This window comes from Leifsonia stereocauli (assembly GCF_038432415.1).
GTDB lineage: Bacteria > Actinomycetota > Actinomycetes > Actinomycetales > Microbacteriaceae > Orlajensenia > Orlajensenia stereocauli.
On record NZ_JBCAUN010000001.1, the window covers coordinates 1,555,009 to 1,578,332 of the forward strand.

Here is a 23,324-nt window from a genome sequence, read left to right on the forward strand (position 1 = left end):
GGTGAACGGAGTCGGGGCGAGCCCTGAGGATCAGCCGAAGATGTTGATGGGCTTGACGATGTCTGCGTACACCAGCAGCAGGCTCATGCCGCCGAGGATGATGACGACGGCGAAGGTGAGCGGCATCAGCTTGGCGATGTCGACGGGACCCGGATCACGGCGCCCGGCCAGCTTCGCGAAGCCCCGTCGGATCGCCTCCCAGAGCGCACCGGCGATGTGACCGCCGTCGAGCGGGAGCAACGGCACCAGGTTGAACACGAACAGGGCGACGTTGAGCGAGGCGATGAGTCCGATGAGGCTCGCGGCCTTCGACTGCAGCGGGATGGTGTCGATGCTGGCGATCTCGCCGGCCACCCGACCGACGCCGACCACGCTGATCGGGCCGTTGGGGTCTCGCTCCCCCGTGCCGAAGGCGGCCTGGGCGATGCCCACCATGCGCTCGGGCAGGTTGATGATGATGTGGGCGACCCCGGCGATGTTCTCGCCGACGGCAGGCAGCACCGCTGTCGCCGGCTGCGGCACGAGCTCGCTGGCCGGCCCGATCCCCACGAATCCGTAGGTGGCCGTCTCCGGCTTGCCGTCAGCATCGAGCACGTTCTTGCCGGCGTCGTCGTAGACGTAGCGTTCGGCGGGCAGGGGCGTCACGGTGAGGGTCCGCTCGGAGCCGTCGCGCTCGACGACCACGAGAAGTTCCTTGTCGGATGACTCGCGGATCACGGCCGTCGATGCGTCCCAGTTGGTGACCGGCTCACCGTCGATGGAGACGAGGCGATCGCCGGGGAGGAGGCCGGCGGCCGCGGCGGGAGATGGAGCATCCGTCGACTCGCAGGTCTGCCGCTCGCTGGTCGCCGGCAGCACGCAGGCCGAGACGCTGCCGACAGTCGTCGATGCCTGCGCCGTGCCGAATCCCATGAGCAGCACCGCGAACAGCACGACGGCGATCACGAGGTTCATGAACGGGCCGCCGAACATGATGATGATGCGCTTCCACACGGGGAGCAGGTAGAAGGCGCGGTGCTCGTCGCCCTCGGTGATGGTCTCGGCGCTGGCGGCCCTGGCATCGGCCGCCATACGTCCGAAGTAGCCGCTCTTCTCGGCCTCCCGGGCGTCGATCGAGTCGTCGAAGGCCGAAGTGACGGGTCCGGAGTCCGTGCGACCCTCCTGCACCAGCGTCTGGAAGAAGCCGGTTCCTCCCTCGCGCACCTTCTCGCCCTTGTGCGGCGGGAACATGCCGATCATCGAGATGTACCCGCCGAGCGGGATGGCCTTGAGGCCGTACTCGGTCTCGCCACGGCGCTTCGAGAAGATGGTGGGCCCGAAGCCGATCATGTACTGAGTGACCTTGACCCCGAAGAGCTTCGCCGGAACGAGGTGCCCCACCTCGTGAAGCGCGATGGAGACGGCGAGGCCCAGCGCCACGATGACGACGCCGAGGATGAAGGGCAGCACGGTTTCCACTCGCTCAGAGTAGCCGCGCGAAGCTTGGAAGGGGCTGGTGGCCGGCTGGACACCTTCGCTACGGTCGACGGATGCGTCAACTCGTCGTCGGACACGGACTGATCGGCTCTCTCCTCGCGCAGCGACTCGTGGCGAGGGGCGACAGCGTCGTCGTCGCGACCCGCGACGGCAGGGCCGTGCCCGGAGCGGCGTCGGCCACGGCCGATGCCTCGGATGCCGTCGCCCTCAGCGCTGCGGCCGTAGGTGCCGACACGATCTTCCTGGTGACCAATCCGCCCTACGACCGCTGGACCGAGCAGTGGCCGCCGATCTTCGAGGCTGCGATCGAAGCGGCAGCCGCATCCGGAGCCGCCCTCGTGGTGATGGGAAACCTCTACTCCTACGGCGTGCCGACGGGGCCGATGACCGAGACCTCGCCCGAGACCACGACAGAGGCCAAGGGGCTGGTGCGCCGCGACGGCTGGGCCCGGGTGCGCGAGGCCACGGCACAGGGCAGGATCCGCGGGGTGGAGGTGCGCGCGAGCGACTACTTCGGCCCCGGCGCCGGGCGCAACGCCCACCTCGGGAGCGACTTCCTCGGGCCCGTGCTGGCGTCGAAGACGGCGCGCATCATCGGCGACGCCGACGCGACGCACAGCTGGAGCTATGTGCCCGACATCGTGGCGACACTCATCGCGGCGGCCGATCACGATGGGCACTGGGGCCGGGTCTGGCACGTGCCCAGCGGAGAGCCGCGCACGCGCACGGCCATAGCCGCCGAGGTGAACTCCGGCTGGGGTTCGAGCGGCAGCATCCGTCCGTATCCGACGGCGATGCTCAAGGCCATCGGACTGGTGAACGGCGAGATCCGGGAGATCGTGGCGTCGAGCTACCAGTTCCGCACGCCGTTCGTCATCGACTCCAGGGAGACCGAGCGACTGCTCGGGGTGTCGGCGACGGCATGGGCCGAGGCACTGCGCACGACGGTGGAGTCGGTGCGAGCGGTCGGCTGAGGCGGATCGCCGGACGAGCCCGCGGCCGGGTCAGCCGGGTCAGCCGGGTCAGCCGGCGATGATCGCGTCCGCGGCGGCGCGGGCGTCGAGCTCGGCCTGCGCCAACGACTCGCGCGTGAGGCTGCCCGACTCAGGAGCATGGGCGTCGACGACGCGCTCCACTGTGTCGACGATGTCGAGGAAGCCGATGCGTCCTGCGTGGAACGCGTGCACGGCCTGCTCATTCGCGGCGTTGAAGACCGCGGGGTAGGTGCCGCCGGCGCGCCCCACCCGTTTGGCGAGGGCGACGGCGGGGAACGCGACCTCGTCGAGCGGGGCGAAGGTCCAGCTGTGGGCCCGGGTCCAGTCCAGCGGGACGCCGACTCCGGCGACGCGGTTCGGCCAGTCCAGTCCGAGCGAGATGGGCAGGCGCATGTCGGGCGGCGAGGCCTGGGCGATGGTCGATCCGTCGACGAACTCGACCATCGAGTGGATGACCGACTGCGGATGCACTGTCACCTCGATGGCGTCGTATGGCACGTCGAACAGCAGGTGCGCCTCGATCACCTCGAGCCCCTTGTTCACGAGGGTCGCGGAGTTGGTGGTGACGACGAGGCCCATGTCCCAGGTGGGGTGGGCGAGAGCGTCGCGAGGAGAGGCATCCGTCATCTCGGCACGGGAGCGACCGCGGAACGGGCCGCCGGATGCCGTGAGCACGAGGCGGCGCACCTCGCTCGGCGCACCGGCCAGGAGGGCCTGGGCGATGGCGGAGTGCTCCGAGTCGACGGGCACGATCTGGCCCGGAGCCGCGATGGCCCTCACCAGTTCGCCGCCGACGATGAGGGACTCCTTGTTGGCCAGGGCGAGGGTGCGCCCGGTCTCGAGCGCCGCGAGGGTCGGGCCGAGGCCGATGGACCCCGTGATGCCATTGATGACGACGTCGGCGTCGACGGTGCGCACCATCTGCTCGGCCTCGATCTCGCCGAATGCCGTGTGCTCGACACCGAAGGCCGCAGCCTGTTCTGCGACGAGGGCTCGGTTGGATCCTGCCGCGAGACCGACCACCTCGAACCTGTCGCGATTGGCGCCGATGACGTCGAGTGCCTGCGTGCCGATGGAACCCGTCGAGCCGAGGATGATGATCCGCTTCACCTGCGTCACTCTACGCGGCCCTCCGTGCATGCTCACCGGCGCATGTATTTCGGACTACGGTGAACGGATGGCCGACGAGGACACGACGACACCGCAGCCGATCCGTCGGCCGGGCTTCGTGTACGCACTCTGCAAGGCGCTGCTCTGGCCGATCGTCTGGCTCTACTTCCGTCCGCGGGTCAGCGGGCGCGCCAACGTGCCGCGCACGGGCCCGGTCATCTTCGCCAGCAACCACCTGTCGTTCATCGACAGCATCGCCATCCCGAGCGTCGCGCCGAGGCGCCTGCAGTTCCTGGCCAAGTCCACCTACTTCGAGGGCACCGGCATCGGCGGCGCGATCACGCGCTGGTGGTTCACCTCCATCGGTGTCGTGCCCGTCGAGCGCGGAGCCGGAGCCTCCGGGCAGGAATCCCTCGAGATCGGCACCAGCATCCTCGAGAGCGGCGGGGCTTTCGCGCTCTACCCGGAGGGCACACGCTCCCTGGACGGCAGGCTCTACAAGGGGCGCACCGGTGTCGCGTTCCTCGCCCTCACGACAGGGGCGACCGTCGTTCCCGTCGGCCTGCTCGGCACCGACAAGATCCAGCCCGTGGGGACGAAGTTCCCGCGTCCGCATCGCTTCACCGTGGCATTCGGCGAACCGCTCGACCTGAGCGTGCACGGCAATCCCGATTCCGGACGGGCCCGGCGGCACGCGACCGATGAGATCATGGCGGCCATCCATTCCCTGAGCGGCCAGGAACTGGCGAACGCCTACAACGAGTCGCCGCAGCACGGCGTCGCGAAGCTCGTCGACCGCGTGCTCCCCCGCGAGCGTCGCTGAGGCATCCGTCAGCCGTCGCCGTTAGGGTCGAACGGTGACCAGCCCGACCCGCCCCCTCCTGCGCCGAATCTGCGCGACCGTGGCCGCAGTCGTCCTGGCGGGCGTCGTCATCACGGGCTCTCCGGCTCCCGATGCCATCGGCGGCGGGTTCACCGCCGATGGCGCCGTGGCCGGGATCGGGGCGTCGACGCTTGCAGCGGTGCAGTCGCATCCGTTCTACGCCGCGGCCGTCGGTGCCGAGCAGACCGATGGAGACGACTTCGATCCCGGGCTGATCATCAGCGACTACAACTTCTTCAACAGCGCCGCCATGACCGAGCGACAGGTGCAGGACTTCCTCGACTCCGCACCGTGCAAGCCGCGCGACGAGTCGCCGTGCCTGCGCGATTTCAGCCAGGACACCACCTTCCAGGCCGCTGTCGAGCGCGGCCACTGCGACGCCTACCTGCCCGGGAAGGACGAGACGGCTGCACGCATCATCACGAAGGTGGCGGCAGCCTGCGGCGTCAGCCCGCGTGTGCTGCTCGTGCTCCTGCAGAAGGAGCAGTCGCTGGTCACCCGGCCGAACGCCTCGGGGTACCTCCGGGCGACGGGGTACGGATGCCCCGACACTGCCGACTGCGACCAGAAGTACTTCGGCTTCTTCAACCAGGTCTACAACGCCGCCTGGCAGTTCAGGCAGTACACGCAGCATCCCGATCGCGCCTACAGGATCGGGGCCGTGCCGGTCGGATTCAACCCCGATGCCGCCTGCGGATCGACCGTGGTGAAGGTCGCCAACCAGGCGACGGCGAACCTCTACAACTACACGCCGTACCAGCCCAACGACGCCGCCCTGGCGGACCTCAAGGGCGAGGGCGACGACTGCTCGACCCACGGGAACCTGAACTTCTGGCTCCTGTACTCGAAGTGGTTCGGAGCTCCAGACACCGAGCCGTATCCGACGATCTTCGGGCCGTGCGCGAACCTCGTCGGCGGGCAGCCCTGCGCTGCCCCGCGCTGGGTGCTCGACGACGTGGCCGTGGTCGACGCCCGCTGAGCGTTACTCGCAGGCTGCTCGCAGAGGCCCGAACGAAGTTCGCGGTCGAAGCGTCGCTCAGAAGTGCGCTTCGACCGCGGGCTGCGCCCGGGCCTCAGCGAGCGGCGCGCTCCCGGTAGGTGCGCACCTTGGCCCGGTTGCCGCACACTCCCATGTCGCACCAGGTGCGCGAACCGTTGCGGGACCTGTCGTAGAACGCCCAGGCGCAGTCGTGCGCATAGCAGAGCTTCACGCGCCGCAACCGTCCCTCGATGCCGAGAGTGAGCGCGCTGGCCAGCACGGCTTCAGCCACCGTCGACGGAGTGAGCGTCACCGATCGCGCCGTGATGGCGACGCGCACCGGCAGGTCGGGGAGCTCGGCCTCCTCCCCGCTCGCAAGCGCGCGCAGGGCGTTCCGAACGGCCAGCACCTGATCGAGCCCGCCGGGAACGAACCCGTGATTCGTGGCCCACGCCGCCAGCTCGCCCTCCGACGCGAGGGTGTCGGTCAGCTCCTCCACGTCGAGGGTGTTGAGGAAGTCCACGAGGAGGTCCTCGTGCGCCGTCGCGCCGGAACCGTCACTCGTCAGCACATTCCCGCCATCCGTCATCTAACCACTGTACATCGAATAGTGGTTACGATAGCGTGTAACTACCAATCAGGAATAGCTGGTTATCAGAACCGGCCCACCACCGGGCCGGACACAGCAACGGAGCGCTGATCATGAATCCCCTCATCCTCTGGGCCACCCGCGACGTGCGAGTGCTCGATCACAGCAGCGACGACGAGAGCCTGCGTCACCAGCAGGTGCACGAGGCGGCCGAGCTCGAGCCCCTCGAGCGAGACGGCCGGTGGGCAGCCGCCATCCATCGTTGGGCGATGCAGGATGAGGCTGCAGCGCTCGCCGACCAGGCCGATGCCGCTCACGAGATCACCCGGGCGCGGCACACCTCTCAGCTGCGGGCGCGCGTCTCGGGTTCGTGAGCCACCGGGAAGTTGACCGACGCCGCGATGAAGCACTTCACCGACGCCTCGTGATGCAGGCTCGAGGCGAGCTCGATCATCGAGGCGTCGGCGACCTCCACCCGTGGGCGCAGCGTGACGCCCGTGACGTGACCGCCGCCGTCGTGCGTCTGGCGCATCGTGCCGACGGCGGCATCCGAGTAGCCCGTCACGACGACGCCGTGGGTGACGGCGACGTGCAGGTACGACAGCATGTGGCACTGGGCGAGAGCGGCGACCAGCATCTCCTCGGGGTTCCACCGGGCAGGGTCACCGCGGAAGGCCGGGTCGGCTGAACCGTCGATGGCCGGCTTGCCGGATGCCGTCACGAGATGCTCCCGCCCGTACTCCCTGTACCCGCTCGTGCCGGTCCCCCGGTCGCCCTGCCAGTCGACTGCGACGGCGTAGTGGTGGTCGAAATCCATGGCGTGAGCTCCGTTCTGCGTGCCTGCTGGCTGTCTCCTCGTCGAGGATAAGCTGGACGCACCATGACTTTCACCTCTCTCGACGCCCCCGTCACCTCAGTTCCTCAGGAGCGCAGCATCGTCACCGCCGTTCCCGGCCCGAAGTCCCGGGAACTGCATGAACGACGTCTGGCCGTGGTGTCCTCCGGGGTCTCCTCCACCCTCCCCGTGTACATCGAGAGAGCCAACGGCGCCATCCTCGTCGACGTCGACGGCAACAGGTTCATCGACTTCGGCGCCGGCATCGGCGTCACCACCGTCGGCCACACCGAGGCGAGCGTCGTCGCGGCTGCAGCCGGCCAGCTGCAGGACGTCATCCACACCCTCTTCACCATCACGCCCTACGAGCAGTACGTGCGCGTCGCCGAACTGCTCGCCGAGCACACACCGGGCGACTGGGCGAAGAAGAGCGTGCTGGTCAACTCGGGGGCGGAGGCCGTCGAGAACGGCGTCAAGATCGCCCGCAAGCACACCGGTCGCCGGGCCGTCGCCGTGCTCGACCACGCGTACCACGGCCGCACCAACCTGACGATGGCGATGAACTACAAGGCCATGCCCTACGCGACGGGGTTCGGACCCCTCGCCGGCGACGTCTACCACGCTCCGAGCTCCTACCCCTATCACGACGGCCTCAGCGGCACCGACGCCGCGGCTCGCACCACGAGCTGGCTCGAGAAGGTCGTCGGGGCGAGCGACCTGGCGTGCCTCGTCGTCGAGCCCATCCAGGGCGAGGGCGGCTTCATGGTCCCGGCCGAGGGCTACCTGCCCGCGCTGCAGGAGTGGTGCACGGCCAACGGCGTCGTGCTCATCGCCGACGAGATCCAGTCGGGCATGGCCCGCACCGGCCGCTACTACGCCAGCGAGCACTTCGGCCTCGAGCCCGACCTGGTGCTCACCGCCAAGGGCATCGCCGGCGGCCTGCCGTTGGCTGCCGTCACAGGCCGCGCCGAGATCATGGACTCCGCCCAGCCCGGCGGACTCGGCGGCACGTTCGGCGGCAACCCCGTGGCCTGCGCCGCGGCCGTCGCCGTGTTCGAGGCCATCGAGAACAACGGACTGCTCGCCGAGGGCGAGCGCATCGAGAAGACCCTCACGGCCGGGCTCGAGAAGCTGGCCGCGACCTACGACATCATCGGCGAGATCCGCGGCCGCGGAGCCATGATCGCGATCGAACTCGTGCAGCCGGGCACCGGATCCACGACCAAGGAGCCGAACGCCGCCGCCGTCAGCGAGATCACCACCTGGGCCGCTCAGCAGGGCGTGCTGTTCCTGAGCGCCGGCACCTATGGCAACGTGCTCCGCTTCCTCCCCAGTCTGGCCGTCACCGACGAGCTCATCGCCGACGGCCTGTCGGTGCTCGACGCCGCCCTCGCACGGCTGTCCTGATCGTGACGGAGACATTCCAGGTCGAGGACTCGGTCGAGGTTGCCGTGGTCGAGCGCAGCGGTTTCATCGAGTCCCGTCACGCCGGTTCAGCCGTCGTGATCTCCGCCGCCGGTGACATCGTGCGCACTGTGGGCGACATCGCGTCGCCGGTGTTCCCGCGATCGGCGCTCAAGCCGTTCCAGGCCGTCGCCGTCATGTCGAGCGGCGTCACCCTGCGGGGCACGGATGCCGCGATCGCCACGGCCAGCCATTCCGGCACAGCGCGGCACGTCGACCTCGTGCGCGGGGTCCTCGCGCGCGCCGGCGTGCCCGAGTCGGCTCTCGCCTGCCCCGACGCCTACCCGCAGGACACGGCAGCCCGCGACGCCGTGGTGCGCGCCAACGGCCCGAAGTCGCCGCTGTACATGAACTGCTCCGGCAAGCACGCCGCCATGCTCGCGGCCTGCGCCGCCAACGGCTGGCCGCTCAAGGGCTACCTCGACATGGAGCATCCACTGCAGAGGCGCATCCTCGACATCGTCGAGCGCTTCACGGGCGAACGGCCGGCCGCCACCGGGATCGACGGATGCGGAGCTCCCGTGCACGCGATCTCGCTCACCGCACTCGCCCGCGGCATCCAGCGCGTCACGACGTCGACCCCGTCGTCGCCCTTCGCGATCTACCGCGAGGCCGGAGCTCTCACCGAGGCCGTGCGGGAGCATCCGTGGGTCATCGCCGGACCCGGGCTCGGAGACTCCATCACGATCGAGCGTCTGGGCGTCTTCTCCAAGTACGGAGCGGAGGGCAGCATCGTGATGACGGCCCCCGACGGGACGACAGTGGCCGCCAAGGTTCTCGACGGGAACATCCGTGTCGTGCACGCCGTCGCTCTGCGCCTGCTGGTGCAGGCCGGTGCCCTCGACGCCGAGGCCGTCGCGCCCGTGCTCGAGGAGCTCGACCTCTGGGTGACCGGCGGAGCCGGCCGCGTCGGGCGCATCCGCGCGACGGTGTAGTCCCCTCTACCCCTTCGCCAGCTTCCGCCGCCTGGCCGCCTGCGAGATCTGGGCGGCGAGCACGAGCGCGATCGCGAACAGGAACACTGCCGACGCGATCACGTTCGCCTCGGCCGGGATGCCGCGCGACGCGGAGATGTAGATGTACTTCGGGAACGTCATAACCGAACCCGAGTTGAAGTTCGTGATGATGAAGTCGTCGAAGCTGAGAGCGAACGAGAGCAGCGCAGCCGCGATGATGCCGGGCAGCAGGAGGGGGAACGTGACCCTCATGAACACCTGCGACGGCGAGCCGTAGAGGTCGCGGCCGGCCTCCTCGAGCGCCGGGTCCAGGCTCGCCACGCGCGCCTTCACCGTCACCACGACGAAGCTGATGCAGAACATCGTGTGGGCGATGATGATCGTGAGCATGTCCTTCGGGACACCGAGCGCCAGGAACTGCGCGGCGAGACCGGCGCCGAGCACGACCTCGGGGGTCGCCATCGGCAGGAACAGCAGCAGGCTGATCCCCGAGCGCGCCCGGAACCTGTACCGCACGATGGCGATGGCGATCATCGTTCCGAGGATCGTCGCCACGATCGTCGCCACGACGCCGATGATGATGCTGTTGCCGAAGGCCTCGCAGACGGCGCCGTTCTGCACGGCGCAGACGTTGAGCCACTTGTCGAAGGTGAATCCACGCCAGGAGATGTTCGACTTCAGTGAGTCGTTGAAGCTGAAGATGAACGTGTAGGCGATGGGGATGAGCAGGAAGATGAAGGCCAGGATCACGTAGGCGGGCAGGATCCAGCCCGTGGCCGTCGGCCAGCGGCGCTGCGAACGCAGCCGACCATCACGGGGAGGCCTAGCCTCCTCGTCGGTCTGCGTCTCGAAGAGCCCCGCGACGACTGCACCGGCCTGTCCTTCTCCACTCACAGCAGGTCCTCCGTTCCGCTTCGCTTCACGTAGACGCCGACCATCACGAGGATGACGGTCATCAGGATGATCGACAACGCCGCAGCCGCCGGATAGTTCTGCAACACCAGGAAGTTCGCCTCGATGACGTTTCCGATCATCTGCGTGTCCGCCCCGCCGAGGAAGTCGCGGCTCGCATTGATGTAGTCGCCGGCGGCCGGGATGAAGGTCAGCAGGGTTCCCGCGACGATGCCGGGCATCGAGAGCGGGATGGTCACCTTGCGGAACACCTGGAACGGGCTGGCGTAGAGGTCGCTGCCGGCCTCGAGGTAGCGGGTGTCGAGCCGCTCGAGCGTCGTGAACAGCGGCAGCGTCATGAACGGGATGAAGTTGTACGTCAGGCCGAAGATGACTGCGGCCGGCGTGCCGGTGAAGTGCGCATCCGGAGCCATCAGCGACAGCGCCTTGAGGCCGGTGATCACGAACGACTCATCGGAGAGCAACTGCTTCCAGGCCAGTGTGCGCAGCAGGAAGCTGATGAAGAACGGGGCGATGACGAGCACGAGCATGAGGCTCTGCAGCAGCGGCCAGCGTCTGGCCTTCACCCCGATGAAATAGGCCAGCGGATAGCTGAACGCGAGCGCGAAGATCGTGGCAGCGAGGGCGTAGCCGAACGAGCGCAGGATGTGCGGCAGGTAGGCCTCGACCACCTGCACGTAGTTCTGCCAGTTGAACGCGTAGTCGTACTGGCCGATGTCGCCGAACTCGCGCGGCGCCTGCAGCGACGTGAGAACCAGCGACACGAGGGGCGTCAGGAAGAAAAGAACCAAATACAGGATGCCGGGGAGCAGCAGGAACAGCGCGATGCGACTCTTCTTGCGCGGCGCTGGCTCGGCGGCGACCGAGGTACTCGAGAAGGCGGCGAAGGCCACGGTCGCTCCCTAGTCCTCGAGCTCGGCGATGAGCGCCTCACGACGCTGCGCCGCGATGGACTTGGTGTCTGTGTCGCCGGCGAACCGCTGCACCTCGTCTGGAACATCCGCCAGTCCGAAGGAGTGCTCGACATTCCAGCTGATCCAGACGTCGTCGCCGACGTGGCTGATCGGACCGAACTCGCGGTTCTGCGAGAACACGACGACGGTCCCGGCTCCGGGGATGGCGACGAGGTACTGGGTGCTCACTCCGGAGAACGAGACGTCGATCACGCGGCCGGGGCCAAGGGTGTTGCGGCCGGAGTCGGTGGCCGGGGCATCACGGTGGATCGCCAGTTTCTCGGGGCGCACGCCCACGGTGACGGCGCCGGTGTGACGCTGGGCCCGGGCGATGGGAACTGCCACGCGGATGCCGGCCACATCGACGGCGACGACGGTCGAGGTCGACTCGACGACGTTGCCGGTGAACAGGTTCGACTGACCGAGGAAGTTGGCCACGAACGCCGTGTGCGGCAGTTCGTAGAGCGCCTCGGGGGCGCCCATCTGCTCGATCTGCCCCTTGTTCATCACGGCGACGGTGTCGGCCATGGTCATGGCCTCCTCCTGGTCGTGCGTGACGTGCAGGAAGGTGAGGCCGACCTCCTCCTGGATGGTCTTCAGCTCGAGCTGCATCTGGCGGCGCAGTTTCAGGTCGAGGGCGCCGAGAGGCTCGTCGAGGAGCAGGAGCGCCGGTCGGTTGACGATTGCGCGAGCGAGCGCGACCCGCTGCTGCTGACCTCCCGAGAGCTGCTGCGGCTTGCGCGCTGCCAGATGGTCGAGCTCCACGAGTCGCAGGGCCTCGTGGGCCCGGTTGACGGGGTCGGAGACCTTGCGGCGACGCAGTCCGAAGGCGACGTTCTCGAGGATGGTCATGTGCGGGAACAGCGCGTAGCTCTGGAACACGGTGTTGACGGGTCGCTGGTGCGGCTTGGTCGACGTGACGTCCTTGCCGCCGATGAGGATGCGTCCGGCGGTCGGCTCCTCGAGGCCGGCCACGAGCCGGAGGGTCGTGGTCTTGCCGCATCCGCTCGGCCCGAGAAGGGCGAAGAACGACCCTGCCGGGATCTCGAGGTTGAGGTCCTCGATGGCCGTGAAGCCCGGGAACCGCTTCTCGATGCCGACCAGGGTGAGGTCGGCGCCGCTGTCGGCGAACTGCGATGCCGCCATGCTCAGGCGCCCAGCAGGATGGCCTGGAACTCGGCCTGGTACTTCTGCTCCTCGGCGCCGCTGAGGGTGCGGAACACGTGGGCCTTGGACAGCGTCGTCTCGTCGGGGAAGATGAGCTGGTTGTCGGCGAGTTCGGGATCGATGGCTGCTGCCGCCTCCTTCGCGCCGACGACGGGCGTGATGTAGTTCACCCACGCGGCGACCTCGGCCGCGACCTCGGGCTCGTAGTAGTAGTTGATGAGTTTCTCGGCGTTGGCCTTGCGCGGCGAGCCGATGGGGATGAGGAAGTTGTCGTTCCACAGCGTTCCGCCGTCGGTCGGGATGGCGAACTCCCACTTGTCGCCGGCCTCGGCGTTGATCACGGTGATGTCACCAGACCAGCAGATGGCGGCCAGGGTGTCCTCGCTCTTGAGGTCCTCAAGGTAGGCGTTGCCCTTGATGTTGCGCACCTGCCCGTCGGAGACCTGCTTCTTGAGCTCGTCGATGGCGGCGGAGAACTCCTCGTCGCCCCAGTCGCCGCTGATGTCGACGCCCTGCTCCAGCATGATGAGGCCCATGGTGTCGCGCATCTCGGAGAGCACGCCGACGCGGCCCTTCAGTGACGGGTCCCAGAGGTCGGCGACCGAGGCCAGTCCGCCCGGCACCTTCTCCTTGTTCCAGCAGATGCCGGCGAAGCCGCCCTGCCAGGGCAGGCTCATCTCGCGGCCCTTGTCGAAGTCGACGTCCTTGAGCGCTGGAGTGAGGTTCTTCATGTTCGGGATGTTGGCCTGGTCGAGCTTCTGCGTGTAGCCGAAGCGGATCCAGCGGGCGACCATCCAGTCGGTGAGGCACACCGTGTCGGCGCCGATGTCCTGGCCGAGGGCGAGCTGGTCCTTGACCTTGCCGTAGTAGGAGTTGTTGTCATCGACGGCCACGTCGTAGTTGACCTTGATGCCCGTCTCAGCGGTGAAGGCGTCGAGCGTCGGGTAGTTGCCCGCGTCATCCTCATCGATGTACGCGGCCCAGTTCGCCCAGTTGAGCGTCTTGTCCGTTGCGGATTCGTCGGGTGCCGCCGTCGGCTTCGCGGATCCCCCGGTCGAGCACGCGGCGAGAGCCAGCGCGGTCGCTCCGGCACCGGCACCGGAGAGCAGTGCCCGCCGGTTCAGTTGCGAGCTCTTCGCCTGGGCGATGAGGGATCGGATCATCGGATCTGCGGGCAGCTCACGGGGCTTCACAGGCGGACTCCTTCACGGGTGGCACAGAACTGGTGGTACTGGTCTCGCGGCCCGCATTCTTCGCGGGTGGGTCGATATTCGCACACTGCGCGCGTGTAAGCACGGTTTGGTGATCAAATCGTTGGATTCGGCGCGGATTCCGTACGAAATCAGCACCTGCAGGGACGTTAAAAGCATGTTTCCGATAGTTGTGCTCGCGTGTCGCTGGGTAGGCTGATCGGCGGGACAAGGGCGTCCCGTCAACGAAGGAGCGGTATGAGAGTCGCAGTCCCCACAGAGATCAAGAACAACGAGTTCAGGGTCGCCATCACCCCGGCCGGTGTGCACGACCTCGTCGCGCACGGCCACGAGGTGTTCATCCAGAGCGGTGCCGGCGCAGGCTCGTCCGTCACGGACGATGAGTACGGTGCCGCCGGAGCCCAGCTCCTCCCCGACGCTGCGAGCACGTGGGCCATCGCCGAGCTGCTGCTCAAGGTGAAGGAGCCGATCGAGAGCGAGTACCAGTACTTCCGCGACGGACTCGTGCTGTTCACGTACCTGCACCTGGCCGCAGAGCCCGAGCTGACCGAGGCGCTGATCTCCAGCGGCGTCACCGCGATCGCCTACGAGACCGTTCAGCTGCCCGGCCGTCAGCTCCCCCTGCTCGCCCCGATGAGCGAGGTGGCCGGCCGACTCGCCCCCATCGTCGGCGCGAACGCGATGCTGAAGCCGAACGGCGGCCCGGGCCTGCTGGTCCCCGGCGTTCCCGGAACCGCCCCGGCGCGCGTCACCATCCTCGGTGGTGGCGTCGCCGGCACCAACGCCCTGCAGATCGCCATGGGCCTCGGAGCCGAGGTCACGGTTCTCGACACGAACCTGTTCCGCCTGCGCGAGCTCGACGCCCTCTACGGCGGCCGCATCCGCACCATCGCCTCGAACAGCTTCGAGATCGACAAGGCCGTCGTCGAAGCCGACCTCGTGATCGGATCGGTGCTTCTCCCCGGGGCGAAGGCGCCCAAGCTGGTCAGCAACGAGCTGGTGTCCCGGATGCGCCCGGGCAGCGTGCTCGTCGACATCGCCATCGACCAGGGCGGATGCTTCGCCGACTCGCGCCCGACGACCCACGCCGACCCCACCTTCACGGTGCACGGTTCGCTGTTCTACTGCGTCGCGAACATGCCGGGTGCCGTGCCCCGCACCTCCACCTACGCCCTCACCAACGCGACGCTGCCCTACGTGCGTGCCGTGGCGAACGCCGGCTGGAAGGCCGCCCTGCTCGCCGACCCGGCGTTGGCGCTCGGACTCAACATCCACGCCGGCGAGGTCTACAACGCCGGGGTGGCCGCGGCGAACGGCCGCGAGGCTCTGGCGCCGGCGGACGCATTGGCCTGAGGCGCCCGAGCACAGGCCGGGGGCCGGGGCCCGGGGCCTCGTCTCCGCTGCCGGGCCCCGCCGGCGAGGTCACTCATCGATCCTGGCGCGACGGATGCCGCCCTCCGGTGTCTGCACCCACACGCGGCCCGCCCCGGCGCGAAGCGGAGGTGGCAGCTCGCGCACGCGCGTGAGCTGCCTCACCTCGCTCGTGCTGCAGCCGTCGAACACGAGGGTCGCCCTGGCGGCCAGGGCCGCGAACAACGCGGGCTGCGATTGCCACACGTCTGATCGCCCGACCAGCACCGGCCCCATGGCCGCCGAATACACCGCGATGTCGGGGCGGGATGCGCCCTCGAGCTGTCTGATCTCCCGATCCGACACTGTTCCGGCGAGTCGCCGTGCGAACCGTTCGGGACGGGAGGACACGGCCAGCAGCGGGCCGGGACCGACGGCGAGCAGAGGGGGCTCGGCCGGCGTCAGCACCAGCGGTGACGGCCGCGTCTCCGTCCTCGGATCCGGAGCCAGAACCTGCAGCCGGGCTCCCTCCCACACGCCGCGCCCCGGAGGAGCGGTCGGATCCCAGAGATCGGCGGGGGCGCCGGCGAGCACGTGCTCGTTGCGGTCGTCGGTGCGCAGCACGATCGTGCTGCCGAACAACCCGGCGACGGATCCGAGTACGCCGGAACGCCTGACCGTCACGGCGATGCGGGCGGTGCCGCCGTGCAGCAGGTCGGCGAGACGGTCCGAGGCCGTCTGGCGGTACTCGGCCGGCCAACGGCCGGACACCGCATCCCAGTCGTCGAGCAGCAGCATCCGCAGCTCTCCGCGTTCCGCCCGGTCGAGGGCGTCCCACGTGCCCTCGACGTCGGCGGGGACGACCTGCACCCCCGGGCACTCGGCCGCGATCCGGGCGAGTGATGTCGTGCGCCCTGAACCCGCGCCTCCTTGAATCAGGAGGGCGGGCCCCGACCAGCGGGCGACGGGCTGGGCCTGGAGCGCCGGGCGGTCGAGGAGGCCGATGACGACCCCGCGCGATGCTGCCGTGCCGGGTGCCAGCTCGTCGGCGAACGCCGGGTGATCGCGCTGGAGCACCGGCGGGAGGGGAGGCAGCCACGGCCGCTGCGGCTCGGTCGAGCCCTGGCGTGCCGATCGGCGCGCGATGAGGGCGAGGTCGCCTCGCGTCGTCGTCGCGACCTGCGCTTCGTCGAGGCGCCCATGGCGCGCGATGAGGCACCGACCCGGCAGGGCGACGGGGATCAGTGCCGCGGCGGGCGATCCGATCAGCGCTGCGCTGTCGGCACCGTCGATGACACGCAGGCTGATGCGCAGCGCGCAGTTCGCCAGCAACGACTCCCGCACGACGCCGGCCGGTCGCTGGGTGCACAGGATGAGGTGCAGTCCGAGCGAGCGTCCGCGGGCGGCGATGTCGCTGAACAGCGCGTGCATCCCCGGTTCGGCGCCGAGCAGCGCGGCGAGCTCGTCGACGACGACGACGAGCCGCGGGAGAGAGCGGTCTGGCGGGAGTTGGTCGATGGCGGCCACCCTCGCGTCGGCGAGCACGGCCTCCCTGCGGCGCATCTCGGCGAGAAGACCATCGAGCACCCGTCGGGCGAGCGGAGCGTCGAGGTCGGTCACGACCCCGACACAGTGCGGCAGTCCACCGAGGATGGTTCCCGTCGCTCCGCCCTTGAAGTCGACGAGCAGGAAGGTGAATTCTGCGGCGACCCGTCCCGCGGCCATGGAGGCGATCCAGGTCACCAGCAGTTCGCTCTTGCCGCTGCCCGTGGTTCCTCCGACGACGGCGTGCGGGCCGTCGGCGACGAGGTCGAGCACCATCGGGCCCGTCGTGCCCGGGCCGATCACGCCGGCGAGCCCGGGGCCCGTCGGATGCTCGGGAGCCACGAACCGTTCCATCGCCGGCAGCGCCGTCGGTGCCGAACGCCGGGCGGTCAGCCCGAGCAGCCGCGCGTGTGCGCCGGCATGCTCCGCCCCGACGAGTTCGGGCACCAGCCGCACAGTGCGTTCGGTGGGCGACCGCACGACTTCGGCGTCGACGGCGCTGCGCACGACGAGGATGACGGCGCATCCCGGGGGCAGGAGGGCGACGCGCGGAGCTCCGGCGAGCATGACGGACCGCGATCTCCCGAACGGGCCGTCGTCGCTGGAGTGATGAACGCCCCGCCCCGCTCCGGCATCCGATGACTGCACCACGACGAGCAGAGGCGCCCCGGCCGCCGCTCTGGCGACCGCCTTGCCGGCGAGCGAGTGCGGGAGCTCGGCCGTCCACTCCCACTCGGGCGTCGCCGGCGTCGAGACGCCCATCCCGCTCGGCGGAACGGCATCGACGGCCTGGAGCAGGAGGCCGCGGAGCACTGCACGCACCAGCGGCTCCGCTCCGACGACGCCGATGCCGCCACCGATGTCGACGGCGACCGGCATGTCATCGATGGATCGCGATGCCGCCACCGCGGCCGCGCGCTCGCGACTCACCGAGGCTCTGGAGCCCTTCGAGTCCCGTCGCCGGCCGGAGGCGCCGAGGGCTCCCGGTGCGCCGTGGAGTCCGGCGTCACGCGCATCATCGGGCAGTGTGCTCGTCTCGTCCCAGGCGATCGCGTCGGGGCTGGGCACAGTGCCGCTGCCGAGCACCACGGAACCCGGCTCGGCGGAGCGCCACCGGCGAGCATCGTCGTCAGCGGCGAAGAAGGCGTCGGAGGCGCTCGGATGACGGTGCCAGGCCGCGCGACGGATGTTCCGTTGGCGCCGCGCGATCCGGTCGGTCAGCTCGCCGATGGCGGCGCTGTGCTCGGCCAGCGCCCGTCGAGACGATCTCCGCGTCGAGCGTGAGGCATCCGCGAGACTCGCGAGGGCGATGACGGGCCCGAGCACGGCGAACAGCAGCGCGAACGGCGATCGGGTGATGCCCCAGAGCGCCAGGGCGACGACGACGGGGGCGATGCTCGCGAGCAGGGGGAACGGGGCCCGTTCTCGCTCGGTCGGGCGGGGTGGCAGCCGCAGGATGTCGGACGGGGGCAGATCGGTCACCCGGTGATGGAATCACCCCGGCACCGCCGCAGGATGGGGCGGGCTCCATCAGTGCATCGGCGGATCGCCAGAGGCGTGCGGGGAGGACGCTACGCCACAGTGAAGTGCTGCTCGCCGATGTCGACGCGAGAACCTCGCGGAACGAGGTAGCGTCGCCCGGGATCGCAGCGCATCGGCGCCTCTCGAGGGCGTCGGATGATCGTGCCGTTGCCCGAGAACCTGTCGCTGACCCAGAGCTCGCCGTCGTGCTGGCCGAACTCCAAGTGGGTCTTCGAGACCGACAGTCCGCGATCGGCGACGGCGATGATCTCGTCGTGGTACTCCGTCGGTTGCGGCAGCGGGCGTCGACCGATGAGGCCAGTTCCGGAGACGGCCCACTGCTCCCCCGTGCTGAAGACGAGCACGAAGGTCGCAGGGGCCGGGTCGACGGACTCCGGTTCGTGAGCACCCGTGGGTGAGGTCTGCGGAACGGATGCCGCACTCCCGGCATCCGCACCGTCGGAAGAAGTGGGGACTCCGGGGCTGAACGCGGAATCGGCAGCGGGCACTGGAGGAGCGGCGGGGACCACGGGCGGGCCGACGACGGCACCCGGCGTGGCACCGCCTGGCCGCAGTGGCTCGATGATCGTCGTGTCGCCGGGCCGGGGATCCGGCCGGGTGCGACTGCGCGGGGTCGCCGTCGTCGAACTGCCGCAGTCACCGCAGAACATGGCGCCGGGCGGGAGGACGGCACCGCAGATCAGGCAGTTCACTGGTGCTGTCTCCGTCCTTCACCCGGCAAGCGGAACGATCTGAGTGAGATCTTCGCGCGCAGCCGCTGCCAGCGCGAACGTCCCGCGTCGAGAGTACCGCGCAGTTCGTCGACCTCGTGCCACACGCGATCGGCGTCGGCCGGCGGAGGGGTCCCGGGTGCGAACACGGCCCTGTCGACGACACCGGCGAGCACCAGCGGCCTGCTGCCGCCCACCACGGCGGCGTTCTCGGACCTGGTCGCCACAGGAGACAGAGCGAAGCCGTGGTCGACGGCGAGATCGCTGAACTCGCGCCAGCCGCCGGCGATCCGATCGACGGGGTCGCCCGTGCGTCGCCTGTACCACCGTCGACGCACCTTGGCGGCGACGATGGCGAGGAACGGACTCACCAGGAGGGCGAGCGCCAGAGCGATCCACGCGGCGATCCGACCGATCAGCAGAATCAGGGCGAGCGTCGGATCGGCCGTCGGGTCGACATCGGTGGGGGCGGACTGCGGATCGGGTGCCGGCTCGGACACCTGGGGCTGTTCGAGCGGCGGCGGCAGCACGACCTGCGGGCGCGATACCGGAATCGGCTCGTCCTCCTGCTTGGGCGGCACCTCCCGGGGCTCCGGATTGGGGTCGAGACTCACCCACGAACCCGTCGAGTCCTGCACCTCGATCCACGCGGCGATGTCGTCACCGGTGACGGCGACGGAGCCCGTCGTGGACGTGATGTTGGGGGCGAAGCCGATCACGGCCCTGGCGGGAAAGCCGATCATCCGTGCCATCACGGCCGCGGCTGCCGCATACTGCTCACCGTCGCCCAGCATCGGAATCTCGGTGGCCAGCTGCGTGAGCCTGTCGGCCGAGTGACCGGAGCGGCTCGGCGGCTCGCCCTCCAGTCCGTGGCTCACGTAGCCGTCGCGACGGATGCCCTCGAGCATCTGCGCGAGCTGCGTGCCCTGGTTGGCGGTCTCGTCGACCCAGTCCGAGAGCAGGGGCGCGATACCCTCGATGTCGGCCGGGAGCTGAGGGAGCACTGCAGTGCCGGGCAGAAGCGTCGTGACGTCCGCCGGAGCTGGGGGCACCACGGCATCCGCCCTGTACTCATCGCCGTCGTCGAGACCGCCGAGCACCGCTCCGGTCGCGGCGTTGTCGTTGTAGTAGAACGAGTCGGTGAGCCTGCCCGCCCGGTCCGAGGTGAACCTGATGCTCTCGAGCTTGCCGACTCCCGGGACCCAGACCTCGTTGTAGGCGCCGACGGTCACGTCGATCGAGACGGGATCCCCCTCCACAGCGCTCTGGTCGATGCGGTACGGCAGCCTGGTGAAGGAGCCTGAGGCGCTGGCCACGGTGTCGCTGCCCACCGAGTAGACGATCCCGTCGTAGCTGTCGAGGGCGGCGATGCGGATGAGGCCGCCGGCCGGCAGCCCCGAGACCGTGAGCATCGTGCTGGAGGCTGCATCCGCCTCGAGGAAGCTCCTGAACGCGGCGAGCGGACTCGGGTAGTCGCGAGGGTCGAAGGGCTGCTCGGTGTGACGGCGCGGCACCTCCCGCGCGGCGGCAGCCGGGTAGGCGACAGCGGCGAGAGTGCCACCGGCGACGGCCACGGCCACGATCACTGCAGAGCTCAACACCGTGCGGGTCACAGCGATCCGCCGGCGGGCGGCGCTCTCCCGCACGCCCGATCCGCCCTGGGTCACCCGCGCGATGGCCTCGGCGCGGCGGCGGCGGTGCACCCACGCCGCCCAGAACACCAGAACGATGCCGAGGAGGAGGGCCGTCTCCACCGGTGCGAGTGCCGTGGTCGGACCGAGCACGATCGCCAGGACGAAGAGTCCGAGAGGTGCGAGGACGGCGAACTCTCCGCGTCGGGCTCGCAGAGCCACGGACATGCCGACGGTCGTGGTCGCCAACACGAGCACCACGACGGGCACGAGCAGCGCCTGGTAGGAGCCGACTGGCGTCACGATCGTGAGCAGCTGCTTCCAGCTGAGAGCTGTACCGGCGAGCAGGTCGATCAGTCCCTGCCACGACGGCAGCACCCAGAAGAGTGCCTGGGAGGGAACGCCCAGGGGCACGCCGATCACGAGGAAGGCGGCGGCTGCGACGAGAAGGACGACGAGAGACGACCACCGCAGGACCGCACCGAGGGTTCCGACGAGGCAGCCGACCAGGGCCGAGACCGCGACCGCGACGATGAAGGCCGCGCTCTGATAGACGGGCCACAGCGTCGCCATCGCCACACCCGTGGCGGCGAGCAGCATGAGCGCGTTCACCAGGATGAGCCTGAGAGGAGGACGAGACCCCGCGGCCGAAGGGCGAGACCCTGCGGCCGAAGGACGAGGCCTTGCGGCCGAAGGACGAGGCCCTCCGGATGCCGCCATCACAGCACCGCCGCCCTGGCGAGGGACTTCTGCAGGTCGTCGAGGTATCCGATGCTCAGCACGGTCAGTTCGGCGACCCGGCGCATCGCAGGCAGAGCACCGGGTTCGCAGATGACGGCGATGACGTCGACGCCGGACGGCAGTCCGGCTGCGGCCTGCCTCAGCTGGGCGACAGTGGTCGCCGACCCCGTGATGAGGAAGGCGACCGACGCGTCGGCAGCCCTCTCGCCGGCCACCCGGGTGAGCGCGACGATATTCGTCGCGCTCGGGGATCGCTGCACGACCGTCAGGTCGTCGAGCAGGCGGATGCGGCTCGACGTGCGTAGCGCCCTGGAGGCGGGGTCGAACTGTCTGGATGCTGTGGCCCTGTTTCCGCTGGCGATGACCGAGACCGAGCGCGCGTCGCGGATGGCGTGCACCCCGAGGGAACCGGCCGCGCTCACCGCCAGCTCGAACTCCTCATCGTCGGCGTAGTCGGATTCGGCGAGGCCGAGGACCACCATGATGTGGCTGCGCCGGGTCTCCTCGAACTGGCGCACCATGTAGACGCCCGTCTTCGCCGAACTGCGCCAGTGGATGAAGCGCCTGTCGTCTCCTGGCGTGTATTCACGCAAGGCGTGGAAGGAGACGTCGCTCGAGGTGATGGTGCGCGTCGCGGCACCCTCGAGGTCCCTCACGAACCCGGTCGAGATGGCCGGGATGGCGATGGTGCGCGGATGCACGTACAACTCCGTCCGCTCGGCCCAGGTGAGCTCCCGCCGGAACAGGCCGAGCGGATCACCGCGGATGGTGCGCACGGGCCCGACGGGGATGACCCCCCGGCGCTCAGCCGCCACCAGGAAGACCTCGCTGGCCTCGGATCCTCGCGGGATCCCGGGGATGTGGAACTCGGCCAGCCCGTCGCCGATCGGAACCTCGACCCCGACTCCGGCGAGATGCCTGCGGGTCGGGTTGAACACCATGACCTCACCGGGTGCCTTCTCTCCGACGACGACCCGCCGGAGCGGCAGGGCCAGCCCGATGCGGAAGGAGTTGCGCCCCACGAGGTAGAGCGCCGAGAGGGCGAGCAGCACGGTCCCGGCCCAGGCCAGCGCGACGAACTCGGCCCAGCCGAGCAGGTATCCGCCGATGAATCCGACGATGACGGCGATCACGACGCTCCAGCCGAAGACGGTCATCGTCGAGACGAGAGCATGCCATGATGCGGAGACTCCGCGTCGCAGCGCGGCCAGTGCTGCGACGACGGACGTGATCGCCTCGGCGAGCCTGCCCTCCCGTGGTGCAGTCCCCCGCGGCTCGGCGGACGGGCTCACACGGCGAGCCTGTCGCTCGGCGGCGGGGTCTCGATGAGCAGCTGGGAGATCACGTTCGAGGCGCTCACACCGTCGAACTCGGCCTCGGGGTCGAGGATGAGGCGGTGGGCGAGAACCGACTCGGCGAGGGACTTCACGTCATCGGGAACCACGTAGTGCCTGCCGTTCGCGGCGGCGAGGGTCTTCGCACTCCTCAGGAGGGCGAGGGCACCGCGCACGCTCACGCCGAGGCGCACCTCCTGGGCGTGCCTGGTCGCCTGGGCGATCCGCGAGATGTAGTCGTTGATGCTCGGATCGACATGGACCGAGCGCACGGCCGACGCCATCTCGATGATCGTCGCCGCGGACACGACGGGCGGCACGACGACGTCGTGCGCCCGATGGTCCGCACCCTCGAGGATGCGGAGCGTCGACGCGTGGTCCGGGTAGCCGATCGAGGCGCGCATGATGAAGCGATCGAGCTGCGCCTCAGGCAGTCGATAGGTTCCAGCCTGCTCGACCGGGTTCTGCGTCGCGATGACCATGAATGGCTGGTCGAGGACGTGAGTGATGCCGTCGATGGTGATCTGGCCCTCCTCCATCACCTCGAGGAGAGCCGACTGGGTCTTCGGGCTGGCCCGGTTGATCTCATCGGCCAGCACGACGTTGGCGAAGACGGGGCCACGGTGGAACTCGAAGGCGCCCGACCGTTGGTCGTAGACGCTGACACCGGTGATGTCACCGGGGAGCAGGTCGGGGGTGAACTGCACCCGCGAACTCGTGCCGTCGACGCTCTGCGCCATCGCCCTCGCGAGCGAGGTCTTGCCGGTGCCGGGCACGTCTTCCAGCAGCAGGTGGCCCTCGCTGAACAGCGCCGTGAACGCCAGCCTGATGACGTGGGTCTTGCCCAGCAGCACCTGCTCGACGCCGGCGACCAGACGGCCGAAGGTCTCGGCGAATGCGGCCGCGGCATCCGGGGTCATCGTCACAGCAGGTCCTCGCTC

At 69.4% G+C, this 23,324-nt stretch carries 20 protein-coding genes; 7 read left to right on the top strand and 13 right to left on the bottom strand.

Annotated features, from left to right (window positions below; genetic code table 11):
- Positions 1 to 30: 30 nt before the first annotated feature.
- Positions 31 to 1,458 (bottom strand): M50 family metallopeptidase, encoded by a 1,428-nt coding sequence (locus AADV74_RS07565; RefSeq protein ID WP_342112842.1) that lies wholly within the window; start codon positions 1,456 to 1,458, stop codon positions 31 to 33.
- Between the two features lie 71 nt (positions 1,459 to 1,529).
- Here AADV74_RS07565 and AADV74_RS07570 point away from each other — a divergent pair, with 71 nt between their 5' ends.
- Positions 1,530 to 2,450 (top strand): NAD-dependent epimerase/dehydratase family protein, encoded by a 921-nt coding sequence (locus tag AADV74_RS07570; RefSeq protein ID WP_342112843.1) that lies wholly within the window; start codon positions 1,530 to 1,532, stop codon positions 2,448 to 2,450.
- Positions 2,451 to 2,498: 48 nt separating this feature from the next.
- Here AADV74_RS07570 and AADV74_RS07575 read toward each other — a convergent pair whose 3' ends face one another.
- Positions 2,499 to 3,581, bottom strand: coding sequence for a 1-deoxy-D-xylulose-5-phosphate reductoisomerase (locus AADV74_RS07575; RefSeq protein ID WP_342112844.1), 1,083 nt, complete (start codon positions 3,579 to 3,581; stop codon positions 2,499 to 2,501).
- Between the two features lie 67 nt (positions 3,582 to 3,648).
- Between AADV74_RS07575 and AADV74_RS07580 the strand changes: the two genes are divergently transcribed.
- Together AADV74_RS07580 and AADV74_RS07585 are read left to right on the top strand one after the other, a co-directional pair.
- Positions 3,649 to 4,404 carry a lysophospholipid acyltransferase family protein gene (locus AADV74_RS07580; RefSeq protein ID WP_342112845.1) on the top strand — a complete coding sequence of 252 codons (756 nt, stop codon included), beginning with the start codon at positions 3,649 to 3,651 and terminating at the stop codon, positions 4,402 to 4,404.
- Positions 4,405 to 4,438: 34 nt separating this feature from the next.
- The gene (locus AADV74_RS07585; RefSeq protein WP_342112846.1) at positions 4,439 to 5,443 is read left to right on the top strand and encodes a hypothetical protein; all 1,005 of its coding nucleotides are present in this window, start codon (positions 4,439 to 4,441) and stop codon (positions 5,441 to 5,443) included.
- Positions 5,444 to 5,537: 94 nt separating this feature from the next.
- Here the strand turns inward: AADV74_RS07585 and AADV74_RS07590 are convergent, their stop codons facing one another.
- Positions 5,538 to 6,032, bottom strand: a complete 495-nt coding sequence (locus tag AADV74_RS07590; protein ID WP_342112847.1) for a CGNR zinc finger domain-containing protein — start codon at positions 6,030 to 6,032, stop codon at positions 5,538 to 5,540.
- Positions 6,033 to 6,145: 113 nt separating this feature from the next.
- Here AADV74_RS07590 and AADV74_RS07595 point away from each other — a divergent pair, with 113 nt between their 5' ends.
- Positions 6,146 to 6,406, top strand: a complete 261-nt coding sequence (locus AADV74_RS07595) for a hypothetical protein (RefSeq protein ID WP_342112848.1) — start codon at positions 6,146 to 6,148, stop codon at positions 6,404 to 6,406.
- Here AADV74_RS07595 and AADV74_RS07600 read toward each other — a convergent pair.
- Entirely contained in the window at positions 6,376 to 6,849 is a 474-nt protein-coding gene (locus tag AADV74_RS07600) for an OsmC family protein (RefSeq protein WP_342112849.1), read from the bottom strand. The two genes, AADV74_RS07595 and AADV74_RS07600, sit on opposite strands and share 31 nt — an antisense overlap.
- A gap of 63 nt (positions 6,850 to 6,912) precedes the next feature.
- Between AADV74_RS07600 and gabT the strand changes: the two genes are divergently transcribed.
- Together gabT and AADV74_RS07610 are read left to right on the top strand one after the other, a co-directional pair.
- Positions 6,913 to 8,274, top strand: a complete 1,362-nt coding sequence (gabT, locus tag AADV74_RS07605; RefSeq protein ID WP_342112850.1) for a 4-aminobutyrate--2-oxoglutarate transaminase — start codon at positions 6,913 to 6,915, stop codon at positions 8,272 to 8,274.
- A 2-nt stretch (positions 8,275 to 8,276) separates the two neighbouring features.
- Positions 8,277 to 9,266 (top strand): asparaginase, encoded by a 990-nt coding sequence (locus AADV74_RS07610; protein ID WP_342112851.1) that lies wholly within the window; start codon positions 8,277 to 8,279, stop codon positions 9,264 to 9,266.
- 6 nt (positions 9,267 to 9,272) lie between these two features.
- Here the strand turns inward: AADV74_RS07610 and AADV74_RS07615 are convergent, their stop codons facing one another.
- The 4 genes from AADV74_RS07615 to AADV74_RS07630 form a co-directional block, all read right to left on the bottom strand.
- On the bottom strand, positions 9,273 to 10,091 hold the full coding sequence (locus AADV74_RS07615; RefSeq protein ID WP_425287277.1) for an ABC transporter permease: 819 nt from the start codon (positions 10,089 to 10,091) through the stop codon (positions 9,273 to 9,275).
- Positions 10,092 to 10,177: 86 nt separating this feature from the next.
- A complete protein-coding gene (locus AADV74_RS07620; RefSeq protein ID WP_342112852.1) occupies positions 10,178 to 11,092 on the bottom strand; it encodes an ABC transporter permease in 915 nt (304 codons plus the stop codon).
- Between the two features lie 9 nt (positions 11,093 to 11,101).
- Positions 11,102 to 12,298: an ABC transporter ATP-binding protein gene (locus tag AADV74_RS07625; RefSeq protein ID WP_342112853.1), complete on the bottom strand. Its 1,197-nt coding sequence runs from the start codon at positions 12,296 to 12,298 to the stop codon at positions 11,102 to 11,104.
- A gap of 2 nt (positions 12,299 to 12,300) precedes the next feature.
- Positions 12,301 to 13,512 (bottom strand): ABC transporter substrate-binding protein, encoded by a 1,212-nt coding sequence (locus AADV74_RS07630; RefSeq protein ID WP_342112854.1) that lies wholly within the window; start codon positions 13,510 to 13,512, stop codon positions 12,301 to 12,303.
- Between the two features lie 255 nt (positions 13,513 to 13,767).
- Here AADV74_RS07630 and ald point away from each other — a divergent pair, with 255 nt between their 5' ends.
- The gene (gene ald / locus AADV74_RS07635; RefSeq protein ID WP_342112855.1) at positions 13,768 to 14,883 is read left to right on the top strand and encodes an alanine dehydrogenase; all 1,116 of its coding nucleotides are present in this window, start codon (positions 13,768 to 13,770) and stop codon (positions 14,881 to 14,883) included.
- 69 nt (positions 14,884 to 14,952) lie between these two features.
- Here the strand turns inward: ald and AADV74_RS07640 are convergent, their stop codons facing one another.
- The 5 genes from AADV74_RS07640 to AADV74_RS07660 form a co-directional block, all read right to left on the bottom strand.
- Positions 14,953 to 17,907, bottom strand: a complete 2,955-nt coding sequence (locus tag AADV74_RS07640; RefSeq protein WP_342112856.1) for an FtsK/SpoIIIE domain-containing protein — start codon at positions 17,905 to 17,907, stop codon at positions 14,953 to 14,955.
- Positions 17,908 to 17,996: 89 nt separating this feature from the next.
- Complete coding sequence (locus AADV74_RS07645) at positions 17,997 to 18,659, bottom strand: FHA domain-containing protein (RefSeq protein ID WP_342112857.1); 663 nt, start codon at positions 18,657 to 18,659, stop codon at positions 17,997 to 17,999.
- The gene (locus AADV74_RS07650; RefSeq protein ID WP_342112858.1) at positions 18,656 to 20,920 is read right to left on the bottom strand and encodes a transglutaminase family protein; all 2,265 of its coding nucleotides are present in this window, start codon (positions 20,918 to 20,920) and stop codon (positions 18,656 to 18,658) included. Before AADV74_RS07650 ends, AADV74_RS07645 begins: the two co-directional genes overlap by 4 nt.
- 107 nt (positions 20,921 to 21,027) lie before the next feature.
- A complete protein-coding gene (locus tag AADV74_RS07655; protein WP_342112859.1) occupies positions 21,028 to 22,341 on the bottom strand; it encodes a DUF58 domain-containing protein in 1,314 nt (437 codons plus the stop codon).
- Complete coding sequence (locus AADV74_RS07660) at positions 22,338 to 23,309, bottom strand: AAA family ATPase (protein WP_342112860.1); 972 nt, start codon at positions 23,307 to 23,309, stop codon at positions 22,338 to 22,340. The genes AADV74_RS07655 and AADV74_RS07660 overlap by 4 nt, the downstream gene beginning before the upstream one ends.
- Positions 23,310 to 23,324 lie beyond the last annotated feature (15 nt).